Source organism: Bartonella sp. MR90HLJMH (genome assembly GCF_042194115.1).
GTDB classification, from domain to species: Bacteria; Pseudomonadota; Alphaproteobacteria; order Rhizobiales; family Rhizobiaceae; genus Bartonella; species Bartonella grahamii.
This window is the reverse complement of record NZ_JBHIMM010000001.1, coordinates 111126-130436: the sequence shown is the minus strand read 5'-3', so window position 1 is coordinate 130436 and position 19311 is coordinate 111126. Positions and strand designations below refer to the sequence as shown.

Genomic DNA, 19311 nt, shown 5'->3' with positions numbered 1-19311 from the left:
TTTCAATTCTTCTGTTTGTATATACACATACTTCTCTTTATAAATATCCTTTGAAGATTCGTATTGATATTACGTCATTGCTTTTGAAGCACTAAATGCACACCACCATGGAAATACACGTTTTTTCCTTTTTCTCGAATTTGTAAGGCATTTGCGGCAAGATGCAAACCGGCTTGCTGAATATTAACACGCTGATCTGTTTTTAACTGTCCCTCGGATAAGTTAATACTCGCTGACATAAATTGTGCCATCATCCCATCATTCGTCGTAATGGTGAATGGCTTGTCCAACTGTAAAAAACCATTAATGTTATCGTAAACCCCCCCTTGTGCTGCGAGAAAAACCTGTTTTTGTTGGCCCATAAATGCTTTAGCTGTAATGTTTTGCAACCCAATCATTCCAGAGTGTGTATGGTCTTGAAATGCCTTTTCTGCTTTAAGCCAATAAGGTTCATGAGCACGCGTATACCCTTCTAACTTTGGATTGAGCATTGTCAAATTCACCACGCCACTTTCTTCATTATTCAAAGGCATAGAATCAGAAGTAACGGGAACCAAGAAAAACGTAAACCAGCAAAAAACCAGCGCTGAAATCAACGCTAAGAGAGGTAAAAAAATTTTTAATATGCTAATGCGACGCGAATGAAGGGATGCTTTTTTAAAAACATCTCCAAAAGATGATTGCGTTGAAAAGGCTTCATAATTATTGTGTACGGACATACTCTCCTAATCTCTTAAATACTCCGCATTTTTAATCTGTATAACCTTTATAGAAGGTATTTTCAAATTTTGTTTCTTGCAATTTGTTTTTTCTTGGTTTTATTTTGCTTTTATCCGTTTATATATTGTAATATGCATGAAGTGCACAATTACAAAAAAATTTTTGTGTGAAAGTGAGGCTATTGTGGTAAAATCAGAGCTTGTGCAAATTATCGCTCGTCATAACCCGCATCTTTTTCAACGGGATGTAGAGAATATTGTAAACGCTATTTTTGAGGAAATTTCAACAGCACTTGCAAATGGCAATCGCGTTGAACTTCGTGGATTTGGAGCTTTTTCTGTAAAAAGCCGTTCAGCCCGTAATGGACGTAATCCACGAACAGGTGAAGCCGTTTCTGTTGAAGAAAAGTGGATTCCTTTTTTTAAAACTGGCAAGGATTTACGCGACCGTCTTAATCAGTGAGAAACTTATGATAATTAAACGTATTCTTCTAACAAGTATCGGTGTGATTCTCACAGCGTTCTTGATTATTTTTATCGTGGCTAATCGTCAGATGGTTCCGTTAACCCTTGATCCTTTTAGAGCAGATTCTGAAAGTTTTACTTATCATGCTCCCCTTTTTATATGGCTCTTTATTTTCTTTGGTTTTGGTATTTTATTAGGAAATCTGATCAGTTGGTTTTCCTATCACAAATACAAAAAAGCTCTCAAAAAAAGTAAAGCAGAGATCGAGAAATTGAAAACGTCTATCACAAATCTGGTGTAATGGTATTTTAATTAAATCTTTTCTCTCTTTATTTTATATTCAGTACAGATTTAAAAGTGCTCTTTTATTTTTTTTTATACATGTTTTAATTGGCTTTAGCTCTTTTGCACTTTTACGAAACACTTAAGAGCTTTATAATATATTTTCATACCTCATATACCGTGATACAAAACATGCCCGCACAATGCTTTCAATCCTCCCATAACAATAGATATCCGCAGGAAAAGTTGCCCCTTATTTTAGAAACAGGTGTAAGTGAAAACTATGCTCTCATTGATTCTGGTCATGGACAAAAATTAGAACGTTATGGAGCTTACCGCATTATTCGACCAGAAGGTCAAGCACTATGGAAACCCGCTTTACCACGAAAACAATGGGCTGATGTTGATGCTATTTTCACAGGAAACCGTGATGAAGAAGGGGTTGGTCGTTGGCATTTTCCTAAAAAGCCACTTGATGAAACATGGACTCTTTCTTGGAATGGATTGTTTTTTCTAGGCCGTTTTACTTCCTTTCGTCATGTGGGGGTTTTTCCTGAACAAGATGCTCATTGGCGCTCTATGGAAGAGCAAATTGTTAAAGCCGAACGTCCTATAAAATTGTTGAATCTTTTTGGCTATACAGGTATTGCCTCTTTGATTGGGGCACGAGCGGGTGCGAATGTTACCCATGTTGATGCTTCTAAAAAAGCCATTGCGTGGGCAAAAGCTAATCAAGAAAAAGCAGGATTACCAGATCATTCTATTCGCTGGATTTGCGATGATGCTATGAAATTTGTCGAGCGTGAACTGCGTCGTAAGAAAAGCTATGATATGATTCTTCTTGATCCCCCTGCTTATGGGCGTGGACCCCATGGTGAAATTTGGCAACTGTTTGATCATTTACCCGCTATGATCTCAAATTGTCGTAAACTTCTCTCTGATAAACCGCTCTCTGTTGTCCTTACAGCTTATTCTATTCGTGCTTCCTTTTTTGCACTTCATGCTTTAATGCGTGATGCATTTGTAAATCTTGGTGGTACAGTCGAATCAGGAGAACTCATTTTGCGTGAAGAAGTTTCAGGACGTGCTCTTTCTACTTCTCTTTTTAGCCGTTGGATTGCTTGAATATGTGTAGACCCAAAACTGGTAGAGTGAAAGAAATTACCTCTCTTAGCAACCCCATCATAAAAGACCTTAAAGCACTTAGCCAAAAGAAAAACCGTAATAGAGAAGGTCTTTTCATGGCAGAAGGATTGAAATTGGTCATTGATGCTCTCAATCTCGGCTGGACAATACAGACGCTTATTTTTTCTAAAAGTAAAATCGGTAATGCTGCTATCGAAAATACTGCCGCACGTGCTGTAGCCAACGGTGGTTTTGTTATTAAAGCCTCACAAAAGGTTATGGAATCACTTACACGACGCGATAATCCACAAACAGTTATTGGTATTTTCAAGCAAAAATGGCACTCTCTTGAAATGATAAAAGGACAGATTAAAGATGTTTACATCGCGCTAGATCGTGTACGTGACCCTGGAAATCTTGGTACCATTATTCGAACTGCTGATGCTGTAGGTGCTAAAGGTGTTATTTTAATTGGCGAAACAACAGACCCTTTCTCGCCTGAAACGGTCCGTGCAACCATGGGATCTATTTTCTCTGTACCACTTTATCGTCTTGATGAAAGCGCCTTTTTAAACTGGTCTGCTCACTTTAAAGGTATGATCGTTGGAACACATCTCAAAGGATCTCTGGATTATCGCACACTTGATTTCAAAAATGGCCCTATTATCCTTTTAATGGGAAATGAAAAACAGGGATTATCAGATCTTCTTACAAATCGGTGTGATAAACTTGCGCGTATTCCACAAAGCGGACGTGCAGACTCGCTTAATCTAGCTGTAGCAACAGCTGTTATGCTTTATGAAATCCGTCGCCCCTATTTAATACTGGAACCATGTGAGGAAAAATATGATGCGTAAATCACTCCCTTTTCTTCTCTTGGGCTTGGCTTTTACAGTAGTACTTGATCAAGCTGTCAAATACTGGGTTATGCACAATATGCCTTTAGGAACAGAAATTTCGCTTATACCTTTTCTTTCCCTTTATCATGTGCGTAATTCTGGCATTGCATTTTCGTTTTTTTCTTCCTTTTCTCACTGGGGAATCATCGCCATCACAATCATTGTGATTATCTTCCTTCTATGGCTATGGAAAAATACTGAACATAATAAGTCTTTAATGCGCTTTGGCCTTATTCTTATTATTGGGGGAGCAATTGGCAATCTCGTTGATCGTATTCGCTTTCATCATGTCACTGATTATATACTCTTTCATATTGATGATATTTTTTATTTTGCTATTTTCAACCTTGCAGATAGTTTTATAACTCTCGGTGTTATTGCCATTCTTATTGAAGAATTGCGCACTTGGATGAAAGAAAAACGTCATTCTAACAGTACATCTTCTCATTGATATGCTCATTGTCTTAGAAAACAGAGCTTATTGACCATCATAAGCCTGATTGTAAATTGATTTTTCTTGGATAATTCTTGCAGCTAATTGTTTTTCGTGTTTCTTTTCATAAAATTATAAAATCTTATTTTTCAACTTTACACTTCTACACTTGGTCAATGCAAAAGAAATGAACTCAAATAGAAATCAATATTTTTTATCCATATGTCCTCTATCAAATTCAGAGAGAAAATATTTTACAGCATTTAAAGTTCTATTATTTGCTTAGAACATTTGCTTTTCATATGTTTTTTAGTTTTTACAGATATTGTTTTTTACAGAGCCTTTCTTAAGTGCTTCGTTAAAAAACTCTCCTTTTTTATTTTATATATTGTTTAATAAAAAACATTTTTTCAACTATTTTCAATGGTGTATTGTTAAAGCAACCTATTGATTATAAATATAAATCATCGTTTTTTATATTGGATAAAAGCCCTTAATAGCCTAAATCTCTTTTATTTGAAATATCATTTAGCATACAAAAAGACAGTTTATCACTATATATCAATATGTTATATAAATCCAATTCAATAGCTCTTCTAACCGTGCAAAACAGGTGCAATATTGAAGGTTGAAAAATAGTATTATAGATACTTGCCGCTCTTCTTACAAATGCAAAAATAGTGGATATTTTATAAAGGATTGTATTACATAGTTTCTGTGAATAATAAAAATTTTTTGGGTGTAGTCTTTTTATCTTGTAAAAATATGGCAAAAAATGGAAATATTTTTTATTAAAATGAACCGTTTCCTTACCAATTTGTAAGGTTCCTTCTTCATATAAATCTCTTGTAATTTTTAAATAAATCTCCATAATAAGAGCAAATATGCTGGAATTCTGTCAGTGATTCTTAAGGGTTTTTGTATTTGCCCAATTAAGGCTTATGCCAAGCTTATCTGTGTAATGACAGAGACACTTTTAAAGCCCTATACCTGACGGGACATATGCTAAAGGATTTTATATTATGGCTAATTTTAAAAATTTACGTTCGGCGCCTACTTCTCACGCCGATGCATCAATTGATCAGGGATTGCGCGATTATATGTTGGGTGTCTACAATACAATGGCCATTGGTTTGCTTATTACAGCTGCTGCCGCTTATGTAATTGTATCATTAGCAACGACAACAGATATGAGCCAAGCAGCAGCTCAAATCAATAGCAGTGTTTATTTAACATCATTTGGAGTAACATTTTATACATCGCCATTCTCTTACATTGTTATGTTTGCACCACTCATAGCAGTTTTATTCCTCAGTTTTAAAATTAATACATTGAGCACAAATGCTGCTCGTAGCCTCTTTTTTGGTTATGCTGCTCTGGTTGGTCTTTCACTGTCTTCAATCGTTTTGCGCTATACGACAGAAAGTGTTGTGCAAACCTTTGTCATTTCCGCTGCAGCTTTTGGAGCTCTTTCACTTTATGGTTATACGACAAAGCGTGATCTCACGGCAATCGGTTCATTCCTATTCATCGGATTGATCGGCTTGTTTCTTTCCATGATTGTGAACATTTTTCTTGGATCAAGCGCTTTGCAATTTGCTATCTCTGTGATTGGCGTGTTGATCTTTGCTGGTTTAACAGCCTACGATACCCAAAGCATTAAGTTGATGTATTATGAAGGAGATGAAAGCGACACCAGAGGACGTAAAGTTATTATGGGCGCGTTGAATCTTTATCTTGATTTCATCAATATGTTTGTCTTCTTGCTACAATTTCTTGGCTCAAACCGTGATTGATTGCAGAAATCATAACTTAATTAAAAAACCTTGTTTCTAAAAGAGACAAGGTTCTTTTGTTTTTAGTGTAAGTCTTTACCCTTTGCCTCTTAGGGACTATTCTTTTCGCAAAATGACAAAAATACCTTATAAGCAAAAATTCCCTTGGTTTACCGGTTTTATCCAACAAAAACTCCATAGCTCCCTTTTAAATGCAATTCACAGCCGCTCTCATCATCAATCAAACATCATCAATCAAAATAGTAATTATGATCTGACTGTTGCTTCCTATAATGTGCATAAATGTGTAGGTGTTGATAAAATTTTTAATCCTACAAGAATTGTCCGTGTTATTACTGAATTACAAGTTGATATCCTTGCTCTTCAAGAAGCAGATAGACGTTTTGGAGAACGCGTCGGTTTGATTAATCTTCAGCTATTAAAAGCTGAAACCGGTTTGATTCCTGTACCTCTTAATACTATGTCACCTCATGGACACGGTTGGCATGGGAATGCTCTTTTTTTGCGAAAGGGATATGTACGTGATACTTTACAAGTCACTCTGCCCAGTATTGAACCACGTGGGGCTGTAATTGTAGAGTTGGAAATGGCAGCAGGCCCTATTCGTATTATTGCGGCTCATTTTGGCTTATTACGTTACTCTCGTAAACAACAAACAAAAATGCTCCTTGAAATTTTCCAAAAACGCTCCCTTATGCCTACACTCCTCATAGGAGATTTTAATGAATGGCGGATGGGAAAAGGCTCATCTTTAAATCATTTTTCTCCCTATTTTGATAGCACTTTTGAAGTTGTACCAAGTTTTCCATCTCGCTTTCCTTTTTTAGCCCTTGATAGAGTTTTTTCTTTTCCCCACCAATTGGTAACAAGTATTGAAAATCATCATTCACCGCTTGCACGCATTGCTTCAGATCATTTGCCTATCAAAGCCTATCTTAATCTTTCCAACGCAATCAACATTCTTAAAAATAAATAAAAAAATTAATGTGCCTCATCCCAATTTTGAGCCGTCATGACTTTTACTTCAAGCGGTACAGATAAAGATAAAATCGGCATTGTAGCATTTTCCATAACATTTTTAACAACAGCCATGGTTTTTTTACTCTCTTCTTCTGGTACTTCAAAAATCAGTTCATCATGCACTTGCAGCAACATTTTTGCTGATAGTTTTTCTTCTTTTAAAGCATTTTCCATCTGTATCATAGCGCGGCGAATAATATCAGCCGCGGAACCTTGAATTGGAGCATTGATAGCTGCTCGCTCATTAAGAGAACGAATTTTTACATTCTTTGCTTTTATTTCTGGATAATGGATACGACGTCCAAAAATTGTTTCTACGTAACCATTTTCACGTGCAAAGATTTTGGTCTTCTCCATATAATCTTTAATTCCTGGAAATCTTTCAAAATACAGTTGAATATAACGACCCGCTTCTTGGCGTGAAATTCCCAATTGATTGGCTAATCCAAAAGCTGAAATACCATAAATAATACCAAAATTAATCGCTTTTGCACGCCGTCGTATATCTGAATGCATTCCTTCTATCGCAACACCAAACATTTGTGATGCCGTTATAGCGTGAATATCATGCCCTTTAGCAAAAGCTTCTTTTAATGCTTTTATATCCGCAATATGTGCAAGAATACGCAATTCAATCTGACTATAATCAGCAGAAAGTAACACATGTCCTTTTGGAGCAATAAAAGCTGTTCGAATTTTACGTCCTTCAGCAGTCCGCACTGGAATATTTTGCAAATTTGGCTCTGATGATGATAACCGCCCTGTTGATGTTATTGCCAAAGAATAATTCGTGTGAACTCGCCCTGTTTTTGAAAAAATATAAGAAGGCAAGGCATCTGTATAGGTAGATTTTAGCTTTTCAAGTTGACGCCACTCAATAATTTTACGCGGTAAAACATGACCTTCAGCAGCCAACTCTTCTAAGGTCTGTGCAGAAGTTGACCATTGTCCACCCTTAGTTTTAGCGCCTCCAGGTAATCCCATTTTTCCAAAAAGGATATCCCCTAATTGCTTTGGCGAGGCAAGATTAAACTTTTCATCAGCTTGTTTGTAAATTTCCTCTTCTAGAATCAAAGCAGCTTGTGCCAATTCTCCTGAAAGACGCAATAAAATCTGCCGATCAATAAGAATCCCACGTTCTTCCATTCTTGCAAGAACTTCTACAAGGGGTCGATCAAGACGTTCATAAATTTTTGTCATTCCACGAGCAACAAGTTGAGGTTTTAATACTTGCCAAAGGCGTAGCGTTATATCAGCACGTTCCGCCGCATAAAGGGTTGCTTGTTTTAAATCTACTTGTGCAAAAGAAGTAATTTTTTTTCCGTTATGCGTTAAATCTTTATAGGAAATTGGTTTATGCTCAAGCCAACGTTCAGACAAATCATCCATATTATGAGTTAATGTTCCAGCATCAAAAGCATATGATAAAAGCATGGTATCATCAAAAGAGCTTATAATAATGTCGTATTGCTTCATCACCAACCAATCATATTTTATATTCTGACCAATTTTTAACACCGATGAATCTTCTAATATCGGTTTTAAAAGTGCTAAAGCTTTTCGGGTCTCAATCTGCGAGGCAATGCGCCCGCCCCTCAAAAGGTCCTCTTCTCCTTCATAAAAATGTTCAAGAGGTATATAAGCTGCTTTTTCTGGCTGTAATGCGAGTGAAAAACCAACAAGCTTTGCTTGCATCGGATCAAGAGATGTTGTTTCAGTATTAAAAGCGAAGAAACCCTGCTCTTGTGCTTGTGACAACCAATCTTTTAAAATTTCCTCATCAAGAATTGTTGTATAAGCATCTCTTGTAATTTTTTGAGTCAGCGCTTGATCTTTACGTTTTTGTGCAAAAACTTGTGGAGAATTTTCAGAAAAATTATGAAGAGATGCGCGCTCAGTATTCTTGATATCAGAGTCATGCCCGTGGTTCAGTTTTTCCCATTCAACATCTATATCAAGTGCATCAATAACAGCCGCATCGCATGACGTTGCCTCTGCCACGCGACGCGTTAATGTTGAAAATTCCATCGCTTTCAAAAAAGCAATTAAACGTGGACCATCTTGTGGCTCCAAAATAAAATCATCTAAATCATTATCTATAGGAACATCTGTTTTAAGCCTAACAAGTTCACGAGAAATTTTAACTTGTTCTCTATAAGCTTGAATGTTTTCACGTCGTTTTGTTTGTTTAATTTCTGTTACGTTTTGCAATAAAAGATCAAGAGAATCAAACTGATCTAACAACTGAGCTGCAGTTTTGGGACCAATGCCTGGAATACCCGGTACATTATCCGTTGAATCTCCAATTAATGCTTGTAAATCAATCATTTTTTCAGGTGCAACACCCCATTTTTCTACAACTTCTGAGATACCTATATGCTTGTCTTTCATTCCATCATATAAAGATACATGCGTATTTACGAGTTGCATAAGATCCTTATCAGAAGAAATAATGGTTGTTTTTGCCCCAACCTTTGTTGCCAATTTTGCATAGGTAGCAATCAAATCATCCGCTTCAAAGCCTTCCTTTTCAATACAAGGCAAATTAAAAGCCTTCGTTGCTTGACGTATCAGCGCGAATTGAGGAATTAGATCTTCAGGAGGTTCAGCGCGATTCGCTTTATATTCAGGATAAATTTGTTTCCGAAAAGTATCAGATGAATAATCAAAAATAACAGCAAAATGTGTTGGAACAATACCAGTCGCTGTATTACGAGCATCACAAAGTAATTTCCATAACATATTGCAAAAACCAGCTACTGCTCCTACAGGAAGTCCATCCTTTTTACGTTTTAAAGGCGGCAAAGCATAATAAGCACGAAAAACATAGCCTGATCCGTCAACCAAAAAAAGATGATCTGTTGCTTTCATGACAATTTTATTTCTCCATTTCAGCTAAAAACGCAAATTACCCTTATATATTTTTTTCACTTTTATTTTATTTTTTTCACTTTGCCTCTAAAAAGCCATTTTTTCTTTTCATAAGACATGAAGTCGTTGCACTTTATATTAAGTACCTAGAGCTTTTCTTTGCTGTTACAGGATTAATAGCTTTCATTTTGCTCCTCCTATGATAGCTGAGGTACGATGTAGCGACAGGGTCGTTGTGGTGTTCCCCTCCCCACAACGACCGTTTTTTTTGACATCCATATTCTTTAATTTAAATGGTGACTTTTTTAGAGAAAAGATGATGTTATTCATGAATTTTGAAGTTATTCCACAGAGCTTTTTCACTCATCGTGTTGATAAAATCGGCATGAAACCTTTTTTCTTGCGTACTCAATCTTGAAGGTAAAGCCTGTGGGCGAATTTTAACTGCATAAGATGTATCTTTATCATTCTGGATATGTTCATCAACACCCCTTCTATTACCAAAACCCAATACACCTTGTTTTCCACCGATCAGTTCAATATAAACATCGGCTAGGATCTCTGCATCAAGCAAAGCACCATGAAGAACACGATGGCTGTTATCAATTCCAAAACGTTTGCATAAAATATCAAGAGAATTAGGCCCCATAGGGAATTTACGCCGTGCCATAGCCAGTGTATCAAGAATATTATCAACACTGATGAGCGGTTTGTTGACGCGTTTTAATTCTGCATTAATAAAACCAATATCAAAACTCGCATTATGCGCAATCATTGTCGCGCCTTTAATAAATTCTAAAAATTCATCAACAATATCACTAAAACTTTTCTCGTTTTTTAGGCGTTCATTGGTTAATCCGTGAATTGCTACAACTTCATCAGGAATAATAACGCCTTCAGGGTTTAAATAAACATGAAATTGGCGCCCCGTAAGATAACGATCAACCATTTCTACACAACCAATTTCGATTACGCGATCTTTTTCTTTATCTAAACCTGTTGTTTCTGTATCAAAAATAATTTCCCGCATGACTTCAATTCTTTAGTTTTTTTATCACATCAAAAACCTGTTGACGTGTATTCTCTAAATCTTTCCCTGTATAAATAATAAAATCAGCACGTTCTCGTTTTTTTTCATCCGGCATTTGTTGAGCATTGATAAAGGCAAATTTTTTCTCATTCATACCTTTGCGAATCATTACACGTTCTTTTTGTATTTCTGGTGGGGCAGAAACAACAATAACGCTATCCACACGACTTTCACCATTTTTTTCAAATAGAAGTGGAATATCAAGAATAACTAATTTTTTCCCCTGTTCACGCGCTATATTAATAAATTCCCTTTCTTTTTCTTGCACCAAAGGATGAATTATTTTTTCTAATGTTTGTAATTTTTCCTTATCATCAATCAAAATTTCAGAAAGTTTCAAACGGTTAACTTCACCGTTTTCAACAACACCTGGAAAAATACGCTCTATGAATGACAAAGCTGGCTCACTTTTATAAAGCTGTTGTACTGCTTCATCAGCACTAAAAACAGAAATACCCGCCTGCTTGAAAAAATCAGCAACTGTTGATTTTCCCATAGCAATTGATCCTGTTAATCCTATGATCTTCATTCTCTTTTTTCACTCATATCCTCTAAAATGGCTGTCCGTAACGCTTTTGTTACCTGTGGTCTTATTCCAAACCACTGTTCAAACCCTATAACAGCCTGATGTAGAAGCATCCCAAGCCCATCAACCGTCTTGAGATCACAAGCTTTTGCCTGTTGTAAAAAAGGAGTTATCAATGGTGTATAAATAATATCTGTTACTAACGCCGTTTTTTTTGCTTTATGAAAATCGCAAAAAAAAGAATCACTTTTTTCTTCTGGATTTTTTATGCCAATAGAGGTTGTATTAACAATCAAATCAGCTTGATGGAGTATTTCATGGATTTTATGCCAATCGTAAACTTTAATGGTTTTTCCAAAATGCTGAGCTAAATTATCGGCGCGTTGTTTTGTACGGTTAACCAAATAAATCTGTTCAAATCCGCGTTTTTTTAAGGCATATATGATAGCGCGTGCGGCACCACCTGCTCCAAAAACAAGAGCTGTTTCCCCTCCCCAATCAGATGCAAAATCATCAAGATTAGCGCTAAAACCATAGGCATCGCTATTCGTGGCACAAAGCTTATTTCCTTCATACCAAAGTGTATTAACAGCACCAATCATTATTGCTCTCTCATCTTTATAATCTGCTAAACGAAAAGCTTCCTGTTTATAAGGCAAAGTAACATTTCCCCCACAAAAGCCTATTTTTTGTAAAGACGCAATAAAATGACTGAATTCTTCAGATGTTACTTCTTGTGCAAAATATTCTCCTTGTAAACCATATTGTTTAATCCAAAAATTGTGAATTTTAGGCGATTTTGAATGATGAATTGGAGAACCAACAACAAAAGCACGCGGATAATTTATTTTTTTTATTACTAAGTCAACCATCAATAATTCCTAAATGACGCAGTTTTATGAGTAGAGGCAGCAAAGGTAAACCAACAATGGTAAAAAAATCTCCTTCAATTTTTTCAAAGAGATGAATCCCTTCCCCTTCAATTTGATATACTCCCACGCTGTTTAGAACATCTTTTCCTACGCGTGCTAAATAATGTTCAATAAATTCTGACGAGAGCAAACGGACGGACATATGTGCACTAAAAGCTTCAACCCAAATTTTTTGACCATTTTTAAATAAAGCTACCGCACTATGAAGAGAATGGGTTTTTCCTGATAACTCACATAAACGTTGATGTGCTTCCTTAATATTTGTTGCTTTGTGAAAAACTTTACCTTCCAAATCAAGCACTTGATCACAACCAATAACGAAAGCATCAGGAAAACGATCTGAAACATTTTTTGCTTTTGCACCCGCAAGAAAACAGCTGAGTTCTTTAGGTGTTTTTTCTTTTGCTTTTTTTTCTACTTCTCTTTCATCAAAAGAAGCTCCTTCAATGAAAAAATTTAAACCTGCTTTTTTTAATAATTTTGCACGATAAAAACTAAGAGATGCTAATATTAACGTATCTGCGTTCATGAGAATTTTCTCTCATTTTCCTTCACGAAATCGTGATAAAAGTTCAAATATTGCAGCAGCAGTTTCTTCAATAGAGCGTCTTGTGACATCAATAATAGGCCAACCAAAACGTTCGCAAATGCGTTTTGCATAGATTAATTCTTCAGCTATGTTGATACGATTTGTATAACTATCAAGAGCAAAACCTTCTCCCAAATCTCGATTTTGGCGAATATGTGAGATTCTTTCAGCTGAAGCAATTAAACCAATAATTAAAGAATTTTTTGCCTCTAAAAGGGATTCTGGCAAATCAATATTAGGAATAAGAGGAACATTAGCCGTTTTTATTCCGCGATTTGCTAAATAGATACTTGTTGGCGTTTTAGAGGTTCTTGAAATTCCCACAAGGATCACATCTGCTTCGGATAAGCTATTGGAAGACTGTCCATCATCATGCTCTATTGTAAAATCCAGTGCCTCAATACGGCGAAAATAATCTGCATTAAGATCATGTTGTGCGCTTGCACGTAAATGTGTTGGCATTCCAAGGTAAGACTGAAAAGCATTTAAAACAGGATGCAATATATCAATACAAGGAACTTTTACTTTTTTACACCTTTTTTGAAGGAGAAGTTTAAATTCTTCATCGATCATTGTGTAAAGAACAATACCTGGCTCTTGTTGTATTTCATCAAGAGCTTTTTGTAACTGTATTTTATTACGAATCATAGGATAGATATGCTCTGTTGCCTGACTCATTGTATACTGCGATGCTACAGCTCTTCCCACAGAGATTAATGTTTCTCCCGTTGCATCAGAAAGCATGTGTAAATGAAAGAATTTTTTTTCTTTTGTCACAGAAATTTTAACTCCTTGTTAAGATATGTGTATATACCTTTACCGTTTCTTATAAAACTAAAATTTAGGAAAAATTCTTCGTTTTTATGCACAAATTAAATGCTCGTGATAATTTTATACCTCTTATAAAAAAGAGGGGATAATATCTTTAAGATAGTGTTATTTTTATTCTTTTTTTTAGTTCCTTTTGTGGATAAAATTGAGGATAAATAATAATCCACACTAAACACAGTTATAAATAAGAATAATCCCTTCTTTAATATAAATTTATTAATATAAATTTCTGTAAAAAATACTTTTGAATAGCATTTAATTAATGCTATAACTCTAACTCATATTTTTGTTATAAATTAAATTTAATACTATTTGTGTTTTATATTTTTTCAAGTTTTTCATATAATTACTTAATATTATAGGGATAAATTTCATATAAATGGTACTTGCAGATTAAAAAAATTGAGTGTAAAATATTTCTCTTCTTAAGAATATTTCATTCATAAATTTCCGTAAATTATTTAAGATAATCTTCTCCTTAATTACAAAGAGCATATTTCATGCAAAAAATGAAACTACAAGAACTTAAAAGCAAAAATCCCGTTGAACTTGTTTCTTTTGCTGAAACATTAGAAGTTGAAAATGCCTCTCTTATGCGCAAACAAGAATTAATGTTTGCTATCTTGAAAAAACTTGCTCTACAAGATGTAGAAATTATAGGAGAGGGTGTTGTTGAAGTTTTACAAGACGGTTTTGGTTTTTTGAGATCTGCTGACGCTAATTATCTTCCTGGTCCTGATGATATTTATCTTTCACCAGCACAAATACAGTCATTTTCTTTAAAAACAGGCGATACCATTGAAGGCCCTATACGCAGTCCAAAAGAGGGAGAACGTTATTTTGCTCTCCTTAAAATTAATACAATTAATTTTGAAAAACCTGAAAAGATTCGTTATAAAATTCACTTTGATAATCTTACTCCTCTTTATTCAAATGAGCGTTTCCAAATGGAAATACAAGATCCTACAGAGAAAGATATGTCATCACGCGTGATTGATTTGATATCTCCATTGGGAAAAGGACAAAGAGGGTTAATTGTTGCTCCTCCTCGGACAGGAAAAACAGTTTTACTTCAAAATATTGCTCATTCCATTACCACTAATCATCCTGAATGTTATCTCATTGTTCTTTTAATTGATGAACGACCAGAAGAAGTTACAGATATGCAGCGTTCAGTAAAAGGAGAAGTGGTTTCTTCTACTTTTGATGAACCTGCAATACGTCACGTACAAGTAGCAGAAATGGTCATTGAAAAAGCCAAACGCCTCGTTGAATATGGACGCGATGTTGTTATTCTTCTTGATTCTATTACACGTCTTGGGCGTGCATATAATACAGTTGTTCCTTCTTCGGGTAAAGTTTTAACAGGTGGTGTGGATGCAAATGCTCTCCAGCGTCCAAAACGTTTTTTTGGTGCAGCACGTAATATTGAAGAAGGTGGATCTTTAACCATTATTGCAACGGCTTTGATTGATACAGGAAGTCGTATGGATGAGGTTATTTTTGAAGAATTTAAAGGAACAGGTAATTCTGAAATTGTTCTTGATCGAAAAGTTGCTGATAAGCGTATTTTCCCTGCTATGGATATTTTAAAGTCAGGAACGCGTAAGGAAGAACTTCTGGTAGAACGACAAGATTTGCACAAAATTTTTGTTCTTCGTCGTATTTTAGCATCTATGAATGTAACAGATGCAATTGAATTTTTGATTGATAAATTAAAGCAAACCAAAAACAATAGTGAATTTTTTGATTCAATGAATACGTAGAGTCATTAAAGTTTTTATTAGGATAAAACCTGTGGATACAATCTTTGCTGTTTCGAGTGGATTGTTACCTTCAGGGGTTGCAGTCATTCGGCTTTCTGGTCCTCATGTTGTGGATATAGTTAAAACGCTTTGTGGTCGTTTACCTAAAGCACGTTTTATGCATTATGGAAATCTTACTGCTCGTGATGGGAGCTTTTTAGATTCTGGTTTAACTGTTTTTTTTCCCGCTCCTCATAGTTTTACGGGGGAAGATTGTGCAGAATTCCATTTACATGGAGGAAAAGCCGTTGTTAGTCGTTTTCTCGATGAATTGTCGACATTTTCTGGATGCCGTATTGCAGAAGCAGGTGAATTTTCACGTCGTGCTTTTATGGAAGGAAAATTAGATCTTGTTCAAGCAGAAGGTCTTGCTGATTTAATAGAAGCAGAAACGGAAAGCCAACGGCGTTTAGCTGTTATGGGTACAAGTGGACATTTAACGACACTTTATCGTGATTGGCGTCATAAGCTTATGAAGGCGCGTGCTTTTATTGAGGCAGAACTCGATTTTGTTGATGAAGCAGATATTCCTAACGCAATATCTGATAAAGTTTGGAAAGATGTTGAGGATCTTTGTATTTCTATTCGTGAATATATTACTGAAGGAGAGCGTGCTAGTATTTTACGTGATGGATTAAAAATTGTTATTGCTGGTGCTCCAAATTCTGGAAAATCAAGCATTATGAATCGTCTTTCAGGAAGATCTGTTGCTATTGTAACGGAAGAAGCAGGAACAACCCGTGATGCTTTAGAAATGAGAATTATTCTTGGTGGTTTACCTATTTTTTTAACGGATACTGCTGGTTTTAGAAAAACAGAAAATAAAATAGAACAAATGGGAATAGAAGTTGCTAAACAGCATGTTAGGGAAGCTGATTTAGTTATTTTGGTTTATGATATAGGAAATCCTGAGCAAGTTGATTTACCAGAAACATCGGCTGAAATATGGTGTGTTGGCAATAAGCTTGATCTTTATGAAAAAAATGATCAGCATTGGTCTATACAATTTTCCGCATTAACTGGTTTAAATTTTGATTATTTTATCAAAGAACTTGAATCATTTTGTCATCATCGTGCTTCTGAAATTGGAAATATTGTTCCGGCGCGTAAAAGACAACTTCAATTATTAAAGGAGGCTGTTAAAGAGATTGAATATTCTCTTAATTATCATTCTCTTGATCTCAGTTTACGTGCAGAACATCTCCGTTGTGCAAGTGATTTTCTTGGAAAAATTACAGGAGATATTGATGTTGAAGATTTGCTTGATATTATTTTTTCAGAGTTTTGTGTTGGTAAATAATGATTCACGTGAAACATTGATTATTTCATAGACAGATTATAAAGATTATGTAATTTATATTCTGTTTCACGTGAAACCTTAGAATATTTTCTACGGAATGAATAAAATGCAATCATATGATGTTGTTATTGTTGGTGGTGGTCATGCTGGCTGTGAAGCGGCTTCAGCTTCAGCGCGTGCAGGAGCCAAAACAGTGCTTGTTACACATAAAATATCAGCACTGGGAACTATGTCGTGTAATCCTGCTATTGGTGGACTTGGAAAAGGGCATCTAGTTCGTGAAATAGATGCGTTAGATGGTCTCATGGGAAGAGCAGCAGATGCTGCTGGAATTCAGTTTAGACTACTTAATAGACGTAAAGGACCGGCAGTAAGAGGACCACGGACACAGGCGGATCGACAACTTTATAAAAAAGCAATTCAAAAATTATTAAAAGAACAAGAAAATCTTACTCTTATTGAGGATGAAGTTATTGATCTGGTTGTTAAAGATAATTGTGTATCAGGTGTTATTTTAAAAAAACAAGGAACAATTTTATCTGGTGCTGTTGTTTTAACAACAGGAACATTTTTAAATGGCTTTATTCATATTGGTGATAAAACATGGGCTGCTGGACGTATGGGAGATCAGTCAAGTGTGCAACTTGCTAAACGTTTAAAAAATTATCATATAAAACTTGGTCGATTAAAAACAGGAACCCCTGCTCGTTTGAGTAAAAAAACAATTGCTTGGGATCATCTTCCAAAACAACAAGCAGATGAAAATCCCATTCCCTTTTCTCTTTTAACAGAGAAAATTGAACAACCACAAATTGAATGTGCAATAACACGTACAAATGAGAGAACACATCAAATTATTCGCGAGAATATTTATAGTTCTGCTTTATATTCTGGAAATATTGAAGGGTTAGGACCACGTTATTGTCCTTCTGTTGAAGATAAAATTGTGAAATTTGGAGAACGTGATGGACATCAGATCTTTCTAGAACCAGAAGGATTAAATGATGATACTGTTTATCCAAATGGTCTTTCTACTTCTCTTCCTGAAGATGTACAAATTTCTCTATTGAAAACCATTGAAGGGTTGGAAAATGCTATAGTTTTGCAACCTGGTTATGCTATTGAATATGATTTTGTTAATCCACAACAATTAACGAGAAGCTTAGAATTATGTTCTTTACCGGGTTTGTTCTTAGCAGGCCAAATTAATGGTACAACAGGATATGAGGAAGCAGCAGCACAAGGACTTTTAGCTGGATTAAATGCGGCACGTAAAGTAGGTAAATTAGATGAAATACTTATAAGTCGTTCTACCGCTTATATTGGTGTTATGGTTGATGATTTGGTTTCACGTGGTGTTTGTGAACCTTATAGGATGTTTACATCACGTGCTGAATTTCGTTTATCTTTACGATCTGATAATGCTGATACGCGTCTAACACCTTTGGCACAAAAATGGGGTATTGTGAGTAAAATACGTTGGGAATGTTATCAGAAAAAACAACAACGGCTTGATCAAGCACGATCAATATGTCAAAATCTTTTTTTAACACCCAATGAAGCTTCTGCTCATGGATTACACGTTAATCATGATGGAATTCGGCGTTCCGCTTATGATTTTCTTGCTTATCCTCATATGACTTTAGAGCGTCTTTCAGATTTTTGGCCACAATTACAAATGATTGATTCTAAAACAGCAGAATCTTTAGAAATTGAAGCACAATATGTGGTTTATTTAGATAAACAAGCACAAGATATTGCCTCTCTTCAAAGAGATGAGCGTTTAGAAATTCCTTCTTCTCTTGATATTCAGGCAATTTCAGGTCTTTCAAATGAACTTAAATCAAAAATTCAAGAAGTGTCGCCGCGTTCAATTGCTGATGCACAAAAAATTGATGGCATGACACCCGCCGCGTTATCGCTTATTATTACATATATTCAACGTCAACGACGTGAAAAGGCTAAAACAGCTTAATGGATTTTTCTACAGAAAAAAAATATCAACAATTATTAAATATTGTTCCTTCTGTTTCACGTGAAACGATGGAAAATTTAATTCAGTTTGAGTCTTTAATACTTCAATGGAATGCGCATATTAATTTGATATCTGCTACAACGATACCAGATCTATGGACACGGCATATTCTAGATTCAGCACAAATTTTTCCTTTGTATGCTCATTCTTTACATTGGTGTGATTTAGGATCAGGAGGAGGTTTTCCTGCAATTGTGATTGCTATCTTTTTGAAAGAAAAAAAAGTAGGACATATTAATCTTGTTGAAAGTAATGGGAAAAAAGTTTCTTTTTTGCGAACAGTTATTGCTCAACTTAATCTTCCAGCAACGGTTTATCACGCTAGAATTGAAGATGTATATCAAAAAATTCCCGTATCTGATATTATAACGGCACGGGGATTAGCGCCGCTCAATAGTCTTTTACAACTTATTTTTCCTTTATTAACAGAAAAAACAATCGCTCTTTTGCAAAAAGGTCGGGATTACGCTACAGAAATAAAAAATGCCTCTGCCAATTGGCACTTTGATCTGTTAAAACATAAAAGTAAAGTTGATGAAAATTCTGTTATTTTAGAAATTTCTCATATTCGATCATATAGAGGGTAGAGCAA

At 35.4% G+C, this 19311-nt stretch carries 18 protein-coding genes; 11 read left to right on the top strand and 7 right to left on the bottom strand.

Annotated elements, in window-relative coordinates:
* Nucleotides 1-74: 74 nt before the first annotated feature.
* Entirely contained in the window at nucleotides 75-719 is a 645-nt protein-coding gene (gene lptC / locus ACFIJ9_RS00575) for an LPS export ABC transporter periplasmic protein LptC (RefSeq protein ID WP_375635365.1), read from the bottom strand.
* 184 nt (nucleotides 720-903) lie between these two features.
* Between lptC and ihfB the strand changes: the two genes are divergently transcribed.
* The 7 genes from ihfB (at nucleotide 904) to ACFIJ9_RS00540 (ending at nucleotide 6696) form a co-directional block, all read left to right on the top strand.
* Nucleotides 904-1182, top strand: a complete 279-nt coding sequence (gene ihfB / locus ACFIJ9_RS00570) for an integration host factor subunit beta (RefSeq protein ID WP_012754445.1) — start codon at nucleotides 904-906, stop codon at nucleotides 1180-1182.
* 7 nt (nucleotides 1183-1189) lie between these two features.
* Complete coding sequence (locus ACFIJ9_RS00565; RefSeq protein WP_375635364.1) at nucleotides 1190-1486, top strand: lipopolysaccharide assembly protein LapA domain-containing protein; 297 nt, start codon at nucleotides 1190-1192, stop codon at nucleotides 1484-1486.
* Nucleotides 1487-1659: 173 nt separating this feature from the next.
* Nucleotides 1660-2592, top strand: a complete 933-nt coding sequence (locus ACFIJ9_RS00560) for a class I SAM-dependent methyltransferase (protein ID WP_375635363.1) — start codon at nucleotides 1660-1662, stop codon at nucleotides 2590-2592.
* A gap of 2 nt (nucleotides 2593-2594) precedes the next feature.
* Nucleotides 2595-3449: an RNA methyltransferase gene (locus ACFIJ9_RS00555; protein WP_273787537.1), complete on the top strand. Its 855-nt coding sequence runs from the start codon at nucleotides 2595-2597 to the stop codon at nucleotides 3447-3449.
* Nucleotides 3439-3942, top strand: a complete 504-nt coding sequence (lspA, locus tag ACFIJ9_RS00550; RefSeq protein WP_375635362.1) for a signal peptidase II — start codon at nucleotides 3439-3441, stop codon at nucleotides 3940-3942. Before ACFIJ9_RS00555 ends, lspA begins: the two co-directional genes overlap by 11 nt.
* A gap of 1004 nt (nucleotides 3943-4946) precedes the next feature.
* Nucleotides 4947-5720, top strand: coding sequence for a Bax inhibitor-1/YccA family protein (locus ACFIJ9_RS00545; protein WP_012754440.1), 774 nt, complete (start codon nucleotides 4947-4949; stop codon nucleotides 5718-5720).
* Nucleotides 5721-5832: 112 nt separating this feature from the next.
* Nucleotides 5833-6696, top strand: coding sequence for an endonuclease/exonuclease/phosphatase family protein (locus tag ACFIJ9_RS00540; RefSeq protein ID WP_208439356.1), 864 nt, complete (start codon nucleotides 5833-5835; stop codon nucleotides 6694-6696).
* Between the two features lie 5 nt (nucleotides 6697-6701).
* On the opposite strand, the gene polA is transcribed toward ACFIJ9_RS00540, so the two are convergent.
* The 6 genes from polA to ACFIJ9_RS00510 all read right to left on the bottom strand — a co-directional run bounded on the left by polA (nucleotide 6702) and on the right by ACFIJ9_RS00510 (nucleotide 13525).
* Nucleotides 6702-9611: a DNA polymerase I gene (gene polA, locus ACFIJ9_RS00535; protein WP_375635361.1), complete on the bottom strand. Its 2910-nt coding sequence runs from the start codon at nucleotides 9609-9611 to the stop codon at nucleotides 6702-6704.
* A 322-nt stretch (nucleotides 9612-9933) separates the two neighbouring features.
* Nucleotides 9934-10641: a DNA polymerase III subunit epsilon gene (gene dnaQ, locus ACFIJ9_RS00530; RefSeq protein ID WP_375635360.1), complete on the bottom strand. Its 708-nt coding sequence runs from the start codon at nucleotides 10639-10641 to the stop codon at nucleotides 9934-9936.
* A 4-nt stretch (nucleotides 10642-10645) separates the two neighbouring features.
* Nucleotides 10646-11230, bottom strand: a complete 585-nt coding sequence (gene coaE / locus ACFIJ9_RS00525; RefSeq protein ID WP_012754436.1) for a dephospho-CoA kinase — start codon at nucleotides 11228-11230, stop codon at nucleotides 10646-10648.
* Entirely contained in the window at nucleotides 11227-12099 is an 873-nt protein-coding gene (locus ACFIJ9_RS00520; RefSeq protein ID WP_375635359.1) for a shikimate dehydrogenase, read from the bottom strand. Before ACFIJ9_RS00520 ends, coaE begins: the two co-directional genes overlap by 4 nt.
* Nucleotides 12092-12688, bottom strand: coding sequence for a Maf family nucleotide pyrophosphatase (locus ACFIJ9_RS00515; protein WP_273787544.1), 597 nt, complete (start codon nucleotides 12686-12688; stop codon nucleotides 12092-12094). The genes ACFIJ9_RS00520 and ACFIJ9_RS00515 overlap by 8 nt, the downstream gene beginning before the upstream one ends.
* Nucleotides 12689-12700: 12 nt before the next feature.
* The gene (locus ACFIJ9_RS00510) at nucleotides 12701-13525 is read right to left on the bottom strand and encodes a pyruvate, water dikinase regulatory protein (protein WP_375635358.1); all 825 of its coding nucleotides are present in this window, start codon (nucleotides 13523-13525) and stop codon (nucleotides 12701-12703) included.
* Between the two features lie 554 nt (nucleotides 13526-14079).
* On the opposite strand from ACFIJ9_RS00510, the gene rho reads away from it, so the two are divergent.
* The 4 genes from rho to rsmG all read left to right on the top strand — a co-directional run bounded on the left by rho (nucleotide 14080) and on the right by rsmG (nucleotide 19306).
* Nucleotides 14080-15345, top strand: a complete 1266-nt coding sequence (gene rho / locus ACFIJ9_RS00505) for a transcription termination factor Rho (protein ID WP_015857121.1) — start codon at nucleotides 14080-14082, stop codon at nucleotides 15343-15345.
* Nucleotides 15346-15376: 31 nt separating this feature from the next.
* The gene (gene mnmE / locus ACFIJ9_RS00500; RefSeq protein WP_375635357.1) at nucleotides 15377-16684 is read left to right on the top strand and encodes a tRNA uridine-5-carboxymethylaminomethyl(34) synthesis GTPase MnmE; all 1308 of its coding nucleotides are present in this window, start codon (nucleotides 15377-15379) and stop codon (nucleotides 16682-16684) included.
* Nucleotides 16685-16790: 106 nt separating this feature from the next.
* Nucleotides 16791-18659, top strand: coding sequence for a tRNA uridine-5-carboxymethylaminomethyl(34) synthesis enzyme MnmG (gene mnmG / locus ACFIJ9_RS00495; protein WP_375635356.1), 1869 nt, complete (start codon nucleotides 16791-16793; stop codon nucleotides 18657-18659).
* Nucleotides 18659-19306, top strand: coding sequence for a 16S rRNA (guanine(527)-N(7))-methyltransferase RsmG (rsmG, locus tag ACFIJ9_RS00490; protein WP_375635355.1), 648 nt, complete (start codon nucleotides 18659-18661; stop codon nucleotides 19304-19306). Before mnmG ends, rsmG begins: the two co-directional genes overlap by 1 nt.
* The last annotated feature ends 5 nt before the right edge of the window (nucleotides 19307-19311 follow it).